A 13538-nucleotide genomic window follows, 5' to 3' on the forward strand; every position below is an offset into this window, starting at 1 on the left:
GGCGGGAGCCAATCCCCCGCCCGAACCGTGGTTCAGCTTGCCTTCGATGCGATCCAGCGGTCGATCTTGGCTTCGAGCACCGGCATCGGCAGGCTGCCCGTATCGAGGACTTCGGCGTGGAATTCGCGAATGTCGAAGTTCTCGCCCAGCTGCTCTTCGGCCTTCTCGCGCAGTTCCTGGATCTTGAGCGCGCCGACCTTGTAGGCGAGCGCCTGCGTCGGGATGGCGATGTAGCGCTCGACCTCTGCGACCACTTCGGTGCGGGTCATGCCCGAATTGGCGAGCATGAAATCGATCGCCTGCTCGCGGCTCCAGCCCTTGGCGTGGAGGCCCGTATCGACCACCAGCCGCATCGCGCGCAGCTGCTCGTCCTGCAGCGTGCCATAGCGGTTCCACGGATCGTCGAAGAAGCCCATTTCGTAGCCCAGCGTCTCCGAATAGAGCGCCCAGCCTTCGACATAGGCGGTGTTGCCGCCAAAGCGCATGAAGGCGGGCAGCGCCTCGTTTTCGCGCGCGAGGCTGATCTGGAAATGATGCCCCGGCGCACCTTCATGCAGGTACAGCGTGACATTGCCCGTCGTCAGTCGGCTGGGCAGGTCGTAGGCGTTGAAATAGAAGGTGCCGGGGCGCGAACCGTCGGGCGCACCCGACTGGTAGGAACCGCCCGCCTGGAACTGCTCGATCGAGGGGTCGTAAGGCTTGATCTCGAGCGGGGTCTTGGGAACCAGCGAGAAATACTCGCCGATCTTCGCATCGACTTCCTTGCCGATATCGTAATAGCTCTGCGTCAGCGCCTCGCGGCTTTCCGGCTTGAACTGTTCGTCGGTGCGGACGTAGTCGAAGAACTCGCCGAGCGTGCCGGTGAAGCCGACCTCCTGCTTGATCTCTTCCAGACCCTGCTTGATCCGGGCGACTTCGCTGAGGCCGAGATCGTGGAGGTAGTCGGCGGTGAGCGGCAGCGTGGTCGTGTTCTCGATCATCTGCGCATAGAGCTTGTCCCCGCCCTTCATCTGGCTGAGGCCCACGCTGTCGCGCGCTACCGCCAGATATTCGTCACGCAGGAAATCGCGCATGGCGGCATCGGCCGCGTAGAGCTCGGCGGTCTTTTCGGCATAGGCTTCGGTCAGCCGGGCCTTGTCCGCGTCGGAGAAGTCTTCGGGGAAATTCTTCACCGGCTTCATGTACTGCGATTCCTCGATCGGGATCGCCAGCAGCGTGTCGAGCTGCTTGATCACGAGGCCGATGGTGAGCTTGGTCTCGACCACGCCGCTTTCCATGCCCTCGCGGAACTTGCCGATCGCGCGCTCGGAGATCTCGATATAGTCGTCGTGGCGCGAGAGGTTGTCCTCGTAATTCGCCAGCGTCTTGAACTGCGCTGCGGAATCGCCGCTCGCGAAATTGGGATAGAAGGTGTGGAAGCCGGTGAAATGGTTGACCGGGCGCACTTCGGTCAGCGCGCGGATTTCGTCGGTCTGCCCGCGCAGCGCCGATTCCTGGTTATATTTGAACACATCGTAAGCGAGCTGGTCGGTGTCGCTCAGCTTGCTGCGATCGATCAGCGCCAGCTTGGCAAGATTGAGCTGCGTGTCGAGCCGGTTGGCATAGAAGGACGAATCGGTCAGGAAATCGCCCAGCCGGTCGGCATTGCGATCGTCGCCGCGGAACAGCCGGCCAAGCGGATTGAGCTCGAGGCTGCGCGCGTCGGATTCGGCGAACAAAGCGACCAGCTTGTCGTGCTCGGTCGCTTCGGCGGCGGTTTCGGTCTCGGCATGGTGATCGCGCGCGAAGGCTGGATTTGCGGCCAGCGCGAGCGAAAGAGCGGCACCCGAAGCGAGTGCGTGGCGGACGAGTTTCATGGTAATTCCCCTGCTACCTGTATTACTTTGTTAAAACACGCTTCCGCGCCCGCACGCAAGCGCGCGGTGCGACGAACGCGTGACACTGTTCGACCAGCGCCATGCGGAGCGGTGCCGCGCGCAGTGCCGCGTTCGATCAGTCGATGATCCGCCCGCGAACCATCACCCAGCCGACATTTTCAAGCGTGGCGGTATCATCGAGCGGGTTGCCGTCGACTGCGATGAGGTCCGCCGAATAGCCCGGCGCGAGCCGGCCGATCTGGCCTTCCATGCCCAGCACCCTGGCGGCATTGGTCGTCGCGGCGGCAAAGGCATCGCGGTGGCTCATGCCCTGTTCGACCATCAGCGCGAATTCGCCCGCATTGCGGCCATGACCGAACACGCCCGCATCGGTGCCGAAGGCGATCGGCACACCCCAGCGCAGTGCCTTGCCCATGAACACGCGCGCAGTATCGGCGACGTCGCGGATCTTGGCTTCGACCACCGGCGTGTAGATGCCCTGACCGAGGCGTTCGGTGACCCCCTTGAACGCCATCAGCGTGGGCACCAGCACGGTGCCATTCGCCTTCATGGCGCGCGCGGCGGCTTCATCGAGGTAGGTGCCGTGTTCGATCGAATCGATCCCAGCGCGGCTGGCCGCCTCGATCCCGCGCGCGCCATGCGCATGCGCCATGACCTTGAGACCGAGCGAATGCGCGGTATCGGCGATGCTCTTCATCTCGGGATCGGTAAAATGCGCTTCGAGCCCGCGGCCCTGCTGGCTGAGCACGCCGCCCGTGGCGGTGATCTTGATGATATCCGCACCGTTCTGGCTGGCGAGGCGGACCTTCTCGGCGCATTCGACCGCGCCGGTGCAGGTGAACCCGCTGTCGAGCAGTTCGTTGACCTCGGGGCGGAAGCCGCTGACATCGCCGTGCCCGCCCACGATCGCGAGCGAGGGGCCCGCGGCGATAATGCGCGGTCCGTCGATGAAGCCTTCTGCAGTTCCGCGCCGGAGCGAGAAGGCGCTGGCGGGGCCGCTGCCCGCTTCGCGTACCGTGGTGAACCCGGCAAGCGCGGTCAGCCGCGCATTCTTGGCGCCGACAACGACATCCCATTCATCGGGTTCGACCGCGCCCTTCCAGAAATCGCCGCCCGGATCGCCGGTCAGATGGACATGCAGGTCGATCATGCCGGGGGCGATCGTCTTGGTCTTGAGATCGACCGTCTTCGCATCGGCGGGACCGGGGGTGAAACCATCGGCGATCGAGACGATCCGCCCGTCGGTCACGGTAATGGTGGACGCCCCGCGCGGCGCGCTGTCGGCATCGACGATCACCGCGCCCGCATGGATCACGGTGGTATCGGCCAGAGCGGGTGTGGCGACCAGCGCTCCGGCGAGCGCGAGCAGTGCGGCAGTTCTCATTCTCTATCCCCTTGGTTTCGCAAGGGGATGCCTGCACGGCCCGCGCGTATCAAGCCATATCAGAAAGTATAGCCGATCCCGAGAGCGCCCATCCACTGATCGGCACTGCCGCGGATCGCGGTGAACGGCGTGCGCTTGGAATCGCCCAGCTGGCGCGAATAGCCCCCCAGCGCGATGAGCGCGAGACCGCCATTGGTCAGGTCGCCATCGAGATCGATGCCGGTCAGCAGGTTCACGCCGACGCTGTTCCAGCCGCCATCGGCCTGGAAGGCAGGCAGCGCGCCGCCCGCCGGGACCGAATAGTAATAGTCGGCATAATCGTCATCGACATAGGTGCCGCTGACCGAAAGCGAAACCGCCGCGCCGCGGCTGACCGGGGTAAAGTAGGTGACGCTGGGATTGACGGTCATGCCGTCATGCGCCCCGGCAACATCCCACAGCGTATCGATGTTGAAGCTGAGGCTGTCGTAGGGGTTGAGCACGCCCGGCAGGCTGACGCCGATCGTAGGGCCGACTTCGAAGGCAGTGTCGAGTTCGCCATAGGACAGCACGACCTCGTCCTCGATCTGGGAGGCCCGGTTGCGGTTCAGCTTGGCCGCCACGCCTGCGGAAATCTTGGCGCCGTCGCTATCGTCATTGACGAAATCGAGCGCTGCGCCGCCGGGACGCGGACTGATGCGGACGCCGCCGATCTTGCCCTGGATAATCGGGATTGCCGACACGACGTAATCGTCCGACCCGTCGTAGCTGGGCGAATAGACCGCTCCGGCGCCGATCGAGATCCAGGTGTCGTCGTAAACGACGTCTTCGCCGCCCTCGGGCAGTGCCTCGACATTCTGGGCCAGCGCAGGTGTGGCGCAGATGAGCGCAAGCGAACCGGTTGCGGCGAACAGTGACTTCATGATGGATCCCTCGATAAATCTATTTGTCGTCCAACTATCGTCACAATGCCACGTTCCCGTCGCATGTACCAAACCGTTTGCCGCATGTGCGCTTCACCCCTAAGTCCTGCGTCAATGAGCGGGCGCATGATCGATCTGGCTATCGTCGGCGGCGGGCTGGCTGGCGGGCTGGCCGCGCTGGCGGTCCACCGCGCGCATCCGCACATGCGCATCACCCTGTTCGAGGCGAAAGACTCGCTTGGCGGCAACCATCGCTGGAGCTGGTTCACCAGCGATCTCGATGCCGGCGGTACCGCGCTGCTCGCTGCGTTTCGCAAGACCGAATGGGATGCGGGCTATACGGTCCGCTTCCCCGGCCATGAGCGCCGCCTGTCATCAACCTATCGCTCGCTTGCCAGCCACGATTTCGACGCTGCGCTGCGCCGCGAACTGCCGCAGGACGCGGTCCGCACGCAGGCCAGCGTCACCCGACTTGCGCCCGATGGCGTCACGCTGGAGGATGGCGAGCACATTCCCGCGCGGGTGGTGGTCGATTGCCGCGACTTCGAACCTTCGCCGCATCTGCGCGGCGGCTGGCAGGTTTTCATGGGTCGCCACCTGCGTACCGCCATGCCGCATGATGTCGCCCGGCCCATCGTGATGGATGCCCGCGTCCGGCAGCACGGCGCCTACCGCTTCGTCTATACCCTCCCGCTGGGGGCAGAAGAGCTGTTCGTCGAGGATACCTATTACGCCGACGATCCCGTGCTTGACCGCAATGCGCTGTCGGGCCGGATCGACCGCTATTGCGAAGCCGCGGGCTGGCACGGCGATATCCTCGGCGGCGAAACCGGCGTGCTTCCGGTCATCACCGGGGGCAATTTTTCAGGCTATCGTCGCGATCTCGGCCCGCCCGGCGTAGTACGCGCGGGCGCACGCGGCGGCTTCGTCCATCCGCTGACCAGTTACACCCTGCCCTTCGCGGTCGCCAATGCGCTGGCGCTGGCGCGCGAGGCGCGGCTGCCCGGCGAGCAGCTTGCCGCATTGTTCGACAAGCGCGCGCGCGATCACTGGCGCGCGATGCGCTTTTACCGCATCCTCGGCCGGATGCTGTTCGATGCTGCGCAGCCCGAGGAACGCTATCGCGTATTCGAACGCTTCTATCGCCTGCGCGAACCGCTGGTCGAACGCTTCTACGCAGGACGCACGACCCGCCTCGACAAGCTGCGCATCCTCTCGGGCAAACCGCCCGTATCTGTCTTTCCTGCCATCCGGGCGCTGCTTGGCAAGGGCAGGCCGCTCGTTCATGAAAGAATGCCATGACCCCCGACACCGCCACCCCCGCTTCCATCAACGATCCCGCCGAACCGCGCGAGCCTGTCGCCGCCGGCCGCACCGCCTGCGTCATCGGCGCGGGCTTCGGCGGGCTGGCGCTGGCGATCCGGCTGCAATCCGCCGGCATCCGGACCACCGTGGTCGAAGCGCGCGACCAGCCCGGCGGGCGCGCTTATTATTGGGAACGCGAGGGCTTCACCTTCGACGCGGGACCGACGGTCATCACCGATCCCGACTGCCTCAAGGAATTATGGGCGCTGTCGGGCCACGACATTGCCGAGGATGTCGAGCTGATGCCGGTGACGCCGTTCTACCGGCTGACCTGGCCCGACGGAACGCAGTTCGACTATTCGAACGATGAAGAACAGCTGTTCCGCGAAATCGCGCAGCTCAACCCGTCCGATGTCGCAGGCTACCAGCGCTTCCTCGAATATTCCGCCGCAGTTTACGAAGAAGGCTACGTCAAGCTGGGCCATGTGCCCTTCCTCGATTTCAAATCGATGCTCAAGGCGGCGCCCGCGCTGGCCAAGCAGCAGGCCTGGCGCAGCGTCTATTCGATGGTTTCGAGCTTCGTCGACAATGAAAAACTGCGCGAGGCGCTGAGCTTCCACACGCTGCTGGTGGGCGGCAATCCGATGAAGACCAGCAGCATCTATGCGCTGATCCACAAGCTCGAAATGGATGGCGGCGTATGGTGGGCGAAAGGCGGCACCAACCGCCTGATTGCGGGCATGGTGCGCCATTTCGAACGGCTCGGCGGGACCGTGCGGATGCATGATCCGGTGGTCCACATCCACACGCTGGGCAAGCAGGTGAGCGAAGTCGAAACGCACTCGGGCTGGCGCGAACGCTTCGATGCCGTGGCCAGCAATGCCGATATCATGCACAGCTACAAGGACCTGCTCGCCGGGTCCAAGCGCGGCGCGGATTACGCCCGCAGCCTGTCGCGCAAGAGCTACAGCCCGAGCCTGTTCGTGGTCCATTTCGGGATCGAGGGAAGCTGGCCCGGCATCCCGCACCACATGATCCTGTTCGGACCGCGCTATAAGGGCCTGCTCGAGGATATTTACGACCACGGCGTGCTGCCGCAGGACTTCTCGATCTACCTGCACCACCCGACAGTGACCGATCCGACCATGGCGCCCGAGGGGATGAGCACGTTCTACGCGCTGGTCCCGGTCGCGCATATGGGCAAGCTGGCGGTCGACTGGGAGGAAATGGGCCCGCTGCTCGAGAAACGCATTCTCGATGAACTCGAATGCCGCCTGATTCCCGATCTCCAGGCGCGGATCGTCACCAAGTTCCATTATGCGCCGCGCGATTTCGCGATGGATCTCAACGCGCATATGGGCAGCGCCTTCAGCCTCGAGCCGGTGCTGACGCAGAGCGCCTATTTCCGCGGGCACAATCGCGACGATGTGCTGGACAATTTCTACCTCGTCGGGGCAGGGACTCATCCCGGCGCCGGGATTCCCGGCGTGGTGGGCAGCGCCAAGGCGACTGCCGAACTGATGCTGGAGGACCTCGCGGAATGAGCCGCAAACTGAACCGTATTGCCGTCTATTGCGGCTCCGCCTCGCCCGACGACCCGCGCTATATCCAGCTGGCCTACGACGTGGGCCGCGGACTGGCCGAACGCGGCATCGGTGTGGTCTATGGCGGCGGGCGCCTCGGCCTGATGGGCGCGACCGCGCGCGGCGCGCTGGAAGCGGGCGGCGAAGTAATCGGCGTGATCCCCGATGCGCTGGCCAATAGCGAAGTCGCCAATCACGATTGCACCGAGCTTTACACCGTCGGCGGCATGCACGAGCGCAAGCAGCGGTTCACCGACCTCAGCGACGGCTTCGTCACCATCCCCGGCGGGGTCGGCACGATGGACGAATTGTGGGAGGCGATGAGCTGGGCGCAATTGGGCTATCACGACAATCCGGTCGGCCTGCTCAATGCCTTCGGGTTTTACGACGAACTGATCGCCTTCAACAGCAAGATGGCGCAGGTCGGTTTCGTGCGGCCGGTGCATCAGAATATCCTGGTGCACGATACCGCGCTGGCGGGGCTGATCGACAAGATGGCGTCATACGAACCGCATACCCCGATCTTCCAGATGAAGGCCGACAACCTCTGAGCAAGCCGCGCACCCTCGTCCAGTCGCGCTATCTGCGTGCCACTCCGGCCCGCGCCGGGGGTGGCCGCGATCGCGCGGTGCTGGTCGACAAATCGCTCGAGTCGATCGAGCAGGGCTCGCACAGCTTCGCCGCTGCCTCGAAGCTGTTCGACCGGGCCACGCGCGAGCGCAGCTGGCTGCTCTATGCCTGGTGCCGCCGCTGCGACGATATTGCCGACAATCAGGACAAGGGCGGCCCGCTGGGCGACCAGGGCAATCTGAAAGATGCCGAGGACCGGGTACAGGCGCTGCGCATCCTCACCAAGCGCGCCTTCGAGGAACAGCCGACCGCCGATGCCGCTTTCGACGCCTTCGGCCTCGTCGCCGACGAATGCGGGCTGACGCTGGCCGAGGCCAACGACGTGATCGCCGGTTTTGCGCTCGACGCCGCGCGCTGGAGCCCGACGACCGAAGCCGACATGCTGCGCTATTGCTATCACGTCGCGGGTGCGGTGGGGATCATGATGGCGCGGATCATGGGTGTGCACCCGGACGATGGCGAAACGCTCGACCGCGCCTGCGACCTCGGCCTGGCGTTCCAGATGGCCAATATCGCGCGCGATATCGTCGAGGATGCCGAAGCCGGACGCTGTTACCTGCCGCGCACCTGGCTCGACACGATGGGCTGGCAAGCGGGCGAACACGCGCTGCCTGAAAACCGCTTCAAGCTCGCCAGCCTGATGCCGCGCCTGATCGCGCTGATGGAAAAGCACGAGGCGGCGGCCAAGCTGGGTGCGAAGCGCCTGCGGTTCCGCCAGCGCTGGGCGGTGCTGGCCGCAGCACGGATCTATGGCGCGATCGGCCGCAAGGTTCTCGATCGCGGGCAGTTGGCCTGGGACACGCGAACCCGGGTGACCGGGCTGGAGAAGGTGTGGCATATGTTCGCCGCCTTCTTCGAGGCGATCTGGAACCGCCCGGCCCAGCCGCAGGAGCCGATCATCTGGTCGCGCCACGATTTCAAGCCGGTGGCCGGCTGGTAGCCGCCCGCGGTTTGAATTCGGTGCAGCCCGAGAGGAGGGCTCCATGAATTCAGCCGACACTCGGCGCGGCAGATCGCTACGCCAAGCCCTCGCAATGACCCGGGAAATGGGTTAGCGGCAGCGCCATGATCCAAAAGCTCCTTATCGCCAATCGCGGCGAGATTGCCTGCCGCATCATCCGCACTGCGCGCGCCATGGGCGTGGCCACGGTCGCGGTCTATTCGGACGCCGACGCCAGGGCGCTGCATGTGCGGCAAGCCGATGAGGCGGTGCATATCGGCCCCTCGCCTGCGGCGGAAAGCTATCTCGTCGGCGACAAGATCATCGCTGCGGCGAAGCAGACCGGCGCAGACGCGATCCACCCGGGCTACGGCTTCCTGTCCGAAAACGCAGGTTTTGCGCACGCCGTGATCGACGCGGGGCTGATCTGGGTGGGTCCCAAGCCGTCGAGCATTGAGGCGATGGGGCTCAAGGATGCTGCCAAGACACTGATGATGGAAGCGGGCGTCCCGGTAACGCCCGGTTATCTCGGCGCAGACCAGTCGGCCGAACGGCTAAAGAAGGAAGCCGACGCCATTGGCTATCCCGTGCTGATCAAGGCGGTCGCGGGCGGCGGCGGCAAGGGTATGCGCAAGGTCGACAAGGCCGACGACTTCGAAGCGGACCTGCAAAGTTGCCGCCGCGAGGCCAAGGCCAGCTTCTCCAATGACGAAGTGCTGCTGGAGAAATGGATCACCTCCCCGCGCCATATCGAAGTGCAGGTGTTCGGCGACAGTCACGGCAATGTCGTCCACCTGTTCGAGCGCGATTGCTCGCTGCAACGCCGCCACCAGAAGGTGATCGAAGAGGCCCCTGCACCGGGCATGGACGAGGCGACGCGAGAGGAAATCTGCGCCGCTGCCGTGCGCGCCGCCAAGGCAGTCGATTACGAGGGCGCGGGCACGATCGAATTCATCGCCGACGCCAGCGAAGGCCTGCGCGCCGATCGCATTTTCTTCATGGAAATGAACACCCGCCTGCAGGTCGAACATCCGGTGACCGAGGAAATCACCGGGGTCGATCTGGTCGAATGGCAGCTGCGCGTCGCAAGCGGCGAGCCGATCCCGCTGCAGCAGGATAAACTGCGCATCGATGGCCACGCCATCGAAGCGCGGCTCTATGCCGAGGACCCGGCCAGCGGCTTTCTTCCTTCGACCGGCCCGCTCGACCATTTCGACCTCGGCACCACGGGACGGATCGAAACGGGTGTCGCCGAAGGCGATATGATTTCCCCGCATTACGATCCGATGGTCGCCAAGCTGGTGGTGTGGGAAGAGACGCGCAACAGGGCGATCGAGACATTGGCCGATATTGCCGAGAGCGTCGAAGTGTGGCCGGTCAAGACCAACGCCGCCTTCCTTGCCAACGCGCTGCTCGAAGACGATTTCGGCGAGGCCGAACTCGACACCGGCTTTATCGAACGCAAGCTCGACCGGCTGGTCGGCGACGACGCACCCGATGATGCGATCTGGCAGGCCGCAGCCGATTTCACCCTGCTCGATGCGCTGGAAGAAACCGCCCCGGCGGCGATCGGTTTTCGCCTCAATGCCGCGCCGCGCGTTGCCACCACGCTGTTCTACAAGGGCGAGAGCCGGACAATTGCAGTGACCGGCGAGCGCGATGCCGCGCATGCGACCGGCTTCGTCGAGGATGCGCGGACCGTGGTCTTTGCGGACGGCCAGAGTTTCGAATTCGCGCTCGAAAGCCGCGGCAGCGGGGCCGCTGCAGCTGGTGACGGGGCGATCCTCGCGCCCATGCCGGGCAAGGTCATCGCGGTCGATGTGGCCGAGGGTGACACAGTCACCGCCGGCCAGCGCCTAATGGTGCTCGAGGCAATGAAGATGGAACACGCGCTCACCGCGCCGTTCGACGGGACCGTGACCGAACTCGCCGCCACCGAAGGCGGGCAGGTGCAGGTCGAGGCGGTGCTGTGCGTGGTGGAGCCTAGCGACCAATAGCCGTCATCCCAGCGAAAGCTGGGATCGCTATCGAAGTCGTGCCCGGTGGAATGCGATCCCAGCTTTCGCTGGGATGACGGTTCGCTTATGGGGTGGGGATGAGCTGGGAAGCTGAACTCGAAGAACTGCGCCGGCGCGAGGCGCTGGCCGAGCAGATGGGCGGCGAGGAAAAGGTCGCCCGCCAGCATGGCCGGGGAAAGATGGATGCCCGCGCCCGGCTCGCCGCGCTCTGTGATGACGGCACCTTCCGCGAAATCGGCAAGATCGCGGGCAAGGGCAGCTACGACGAGGACGGCAATCTCCAATCCGTCCTTCCTGCCCCCTTCCTGTTCGGCAAGGCCCAGATCAACGGCCGCCCGGTGGTTGCCACTGCCGACGATTTCACCATTCGCGGCGGCGCGGCGGATGCCGGGATCAGCCGCAAGATGGTCCAGGCCGAGAAGATGGCGCACGAGCTCAAGCTGCCGATCATCCGCATGATCGACGGCACGGGGGGCGGCGGTAGCGTCAAGACGCTCGAACAGATCGGCGCGACCTATATCCCTGCGGTCCCCGGCTGGGGCGATGTGGTGACCAATCTCGACACCGTGCCCGTGGTCGCGCTCGCGCTTGGCCCCACCGCGGGTCTGGGCGCCGCGCGCGTGGTGGCGAGCCATTATTCGGTCATGGTCAAGGGCCTGAGCCAGATCTTTGCCGCGGGTCCCGCGGTGGTCGACGGGCTTGGCGAAAGCTACAAGGGTTCGGCCGACCACCAGCAAGCCAAGGAAGACCTCGGAGGCAGCGCCATCCATACGCGCAACGGCGTGGTCGACGACGAGGTTGCCAGCGAGGCGGAAGCCTTTGCGCGCGCGCGGCATTTCCTTGCCTTCATGCCCGAACATGTCGGCCAGCTTGCCCGGCGTTCCAACTGCACCGATCCGGTCCACCGGCGCGAAGAGGCGCTGCTGGACCTCGTCCCGCGCGATCCCAAGGCGGTCTATTCGATGCGCCGCTGCATGGAGATGGTGTTCGACCAGGGCACCGTGTTCGAAATCGGCCGCATGTGGGGCCGCGCCTGCATCACCGCGCTCGCCCGGCTCGACGGCTGGCCGGTGGCGGTGCTTGCCAGCGACCCGTCCTATCTCGGCGGGTCATGGGATGCGAAATCGAGCGAGAAGGTCGAGCGCTTCGTCAAGCTGGCCGACCAGTTTCGCCTGCCGATCGTCCATCTGGTCGACAATCCCGGCTTCATGATCGGCCGCGAAGCGGAGATGGCAGGGACGATCCGCTACGGGGTGCAGGCGATGAACGCGGTCTACAAGGCCAGCGTCCCGCTCGCCTCGGTCGTCCTGCGCCGCGCCTACGGGATCGCGGGCAGCGCCATGTCGAATGCCGAAACCTACCAGTACCGGTTCTGCTGGCCGTCGGGCGACTGGGGCAGCCTGCCGATCGCGGGCGGTCTGGAAGTGGCCTACAAGTCCGAGCTCGAAGCCGCCGCCGACCCGGAAGCCGAACTCGGCGCAATTCGGGCGCGGCTCGACCAGGTGACCTCCCCCTTCCGCAGCGCCGAACGCTTCAATGTCGAGGACATCATCGACCCGCGCGACACCCGTCCGTTGCTGTGTGAATATGCCGAGCTTGCGTGGCGCAGGCTGGCCAGCGAAGCCTAGGTTTCCTCGACATCCGGATCGGGCGGCCCGAACAGCGCACCGCGTTCTGAAAAGAGCACCAGCAGCAGGCTGACGGTGGCCGTTACCAGCAGCGCCAGCGCCAGCGGACGCGCGGTGCCGTCATAGGCATAGCCGATACCTGCGCCCAACAGCGCCCCGGTGGTCATGCGCAGGAAGCTCTGCGCGCTGGAGGCCGCACCCGCGATATGGGGGAACGGCTGCATCGCGATCGAGCCGAAATTGGCCCCGATAAAGCCGAGCAGGCTCATGTTCGCCGCCATCAGCGGGATAAAGGTCCACAGGCTCTCGTTCGGCTGATAAGCGAACCACAATTGCAGCCCGGCGACGAAGATGAACACGAACAGCGCGGTATGGCTGACGCGCCGTGCGCCAAGCCGTTCGACGATGCGGCTGTTCGACCAGTTCGCCAGCGCCATGCACCCCGCGCACAGCGCGAACAGCAGCGGGAACATGTCGCCCGCCCCGAAGGCCTCGCCGATCAACTGCTGCGAGGAATTGATGAAGCCGAACAGGCCGCCGAACACCAGCGCGCTCGCCAGCGTATATCCAACCGTCGACCGCAGCGTGACCGCACTGCGCATGTTGCGCGCGATGACGGCAAGATCGATGCGCTGCCTGTCGTCCTCGTGCAGCGTTTCGGGCAGGCGGACATAGACCCAGACGGACATCAGCGACCCGAAGACCGCCATCGTCACGAAGATCCAGCGCCAGTCGCCCAGCAGCAGCAGCACGCCCTGCCCGATGCTCGGCGCGACGGCGGGAACCAGCAGGAAGATGACAAAGATCAGGCTCATCATCCGCGCCATCTTGTCGCCGCCCACGCGGTCGCGGATGATGGCCGGCGGCAGCGCGATGATGCCTGCTGCAAAGAAACCCTGCAGCGCACGCAGCACGATCATGGAGGTGAAATCGGTGACCAGCGCGCAGCCGAGCGACAGCACGATGTAGAAGCCCAACGCGGTGAACAGCACCGGCCGGCGGCCGAAGCGGTCGGCGAAGGCCCCCGGAATCAGCGTCCCGATCCCGGCGGCGAGCAAATAGACACCGACGATGAACTGCCGATCATTGCCCGGCGCACCCAGCGACAGGGCGAGATCGTCCAATGCCGGGAGGATCGCATCGATGCCGAAGGCATTGCACGCCATCAGCAGCGCCATCATCGTGATCAGCTCGCGCTCGCCAATGTACTTGCCTTTGGCAGCGTCGGCTATCGGACGTTCGCCGCCGGCAAGAGGTTCGCTTCGCATCTG

Annotated in this window: 10 protein-coding genes; 6 read left to right on the plus strand and 4 right to left on the minus strand. The window is 65.1% G+C overall.

What is annotated here, in order from left to right:
• Positions 1–32: 32 nt before the first annotated feature.
• The 3 genes from V6B15_RS10505 to V6B15_RS10515 all read right to left on the minus strand — a co-directional run bounded on the left by V6B15_RS10505 (position 33) and on the right by V6B15_RS10515 (position 4163).
• A complete protein-coding gene (locus tag V6B15_RS10505; protein ID WP_334201088.1) occupies positions 33–1856 on the minus strand; it encodes a DUF885 domain-containing protein in 1824 nt (607 codons plus the stop codon).
• A 136-nt stretch (positions 1857–1992) separates the two neighbouring features.
• Positions 1993–3261: a metal-dependent hydrolase family protein gene (locus V6B15_RS10510; protein WP_334201089.1), complete on the minus strand. Its 1269-nt coding sequence runs from the start codon at positions 3259–3261 to the stop codon at positions 1993–1995.
• Positions 3262–3320: 59 nt separating this feature from the next.
• A complete protein-coding gene (locus V6B15_RS10515) occupies positions 3321–4163 on the minus strand; it encodes a MipA/OmpV family protein (protein ID WP_253519272.1) in 843 nt (280 codons plus the stop codon).
• Positions 4164–4289: 126 nt separating this feature from the next.
• Here V6B15_RS10515 and crtY point away from each other — a divergent pair, with 126 nt between their 5' ends.
• The 6 genes from crtY to V6B15_RS10545 all read left to right on the plus strand — a co-directional run bounded on the left by crtY (position 4290) and on the right by V6B15_RS10545 (position 12267).
• Positions 4290–5465, plus strand: a complete 1176-nt coding sequence (gene crtY / locus V6B15_RS10520; protein WP_334201090.1) for a lycopene beta-cyclase CrtY — start codon at positions 4290–4292, stop codon at positions 5463–5465.
• Complete coding sequence (locus tag V6B15_RS10525) at positions 5462–7012, plus strand: phytoene desaturase (protein ID WP_334201091.1); 1551 nt, start codon at positions 5462–5464, stop codon at positions 7010–7012. Before crtY ends, V6B15_RS10525 begins: the two co-directional genes overlap by 4 nt.
• A gap of 8 nt (positions 7013–7020) precedes the next feature.
• Positions 7021–7602: a TIGR00730 family Rossman fold protein gene (locus V6B15_RS10530; RefSeq protein ID WP_334201359.1), complete on the plus strand. Its 582-nt coding sequence runs from the start codon at positions 7021–7023 to the stop codon at positions 7600–7602.
• Positions 7603–7679: 77 nt separating this feature from the next.
• Positions 7680–8621 (plus strand): phytoene/squalene synthase family protein, encoded by a 942-nt coding sequence (locus tag V6B15_RS10535; protein WP_334201092.1) that lies wholly within the window; start codon positions 7680–7682, stop codon positions 8619–8621.
• A 125-nt stretch (positions 8622–8746) separates the two neighbouring features.
• Positions 8747–10618 (plus strand): acetyl/propionyl/methylcrotonyl-CoA carboxylase subunit alpha, encoded by a 1872-nt coding sequence (locus V6B15_RS10540; RefSeq protein WP_334201093.1) that lies wholly within the window; start codon positions 8747–8749, stop codon positions 10616–10618.
• Positions 10619–10716: 98 nt separating this feature from the next.
• On the plus strand, positions 10717–12267 hold the full coding sequence (locus V6B15_RS10545) for an acyl-CoA carboxylase subunit beta (protein WP_334201094.1): 1551 nt from the start codon (positions 10717–10719) through the stop codon (positions 12265–12267).
• Here V6B15_RS10545 and V6B15_RS10550 read toward each other — a convergent pair.
• Entirely contained in the window at positions 12264–13535 is a 1272-nt protein-coding gene (locus V6B15_RS10550) for a multidrug effflux MFS transporter (protein ID WP_320180871.1), read from the minus strand. The two genes, V6B15_RS10545 and V6B15_RS10550, sit on opposite strands and share 4 nt — an antisense overlap.
• Between the last annotated feature and the right edge of the window lie 3 nt (positions 13536–13538).

This window comes from Qipengyuania sp. Mu-71 (assembly GCF_036867055.1).
Lineage (GTDB): Bacteria > Pseudomonadota > Alphaproteobacteria > Sphingomonadales > Sphingomonadaceae > Qipengyuania > Qipengyuania profunda.

Excerpts from the sequence above, each read along its gene's own strand:
- V6B15_RS10525 (WP_334201091.1), top strand. The coding sequence starts at position 5,462 with ATGACCCCCGACACCGCCACCCCCGCTTCCATCAACGATCCCGCCGAA.
- V6B15_RS10540 (WP_334201093.1), top strand. The coding sequence starts at position 8,747 with ATGATCCAAAAGCTCCTTATCGCCAATCGCGGCGAGATTGCCTGCCGC.
- V6B15_RS10550 (WP_320180871.1), bottom strand. The coding sequence starts at position 13,535 with ATGCGAAGCGAACCTCTTGCCGGCGGCGAACGTCCGATAGCCGACGCT.
- V6B15_RS10515 (WP_253519272.1), bottom strand. The coding sequence starts at position 4,163 with ATGAAGTCACTGTTCGCCGCAACCGGTTCGCTTGCGCTCATCTGCGCC.
- V6B15_RS10510 (WP_334201089.1), bottom strand. The coding sequence starts at position 3,261 with ATGAGAACTGCCGCACTGCTCGCGCTCGCCGGAGCGCTGGTCGCCACA.
- V6B15_RS10505 (WP_334201088.1), bottom strand. The coding sequence starts at position 1,856 with ATGAAACTCGTCCGCCACGCACTCGCTTCGGGTGCCGCTCTTTCGCTC.
- V6B15_RS10545 (WP_334201094.1), top strand. The coding sequence starts at position 10,717 with ATGAGCTGGGAAGCTGAACTCGAAGAACTGCGCCGGCGCGAGGCGCTG.
- crtY (WP_334201090.1), top strand. The coding sequence starts at position 4,290 with ATGATCGATCTGGCTATCGTCGGCGGCGGGCTGGCTGGCGGGCTGGCC.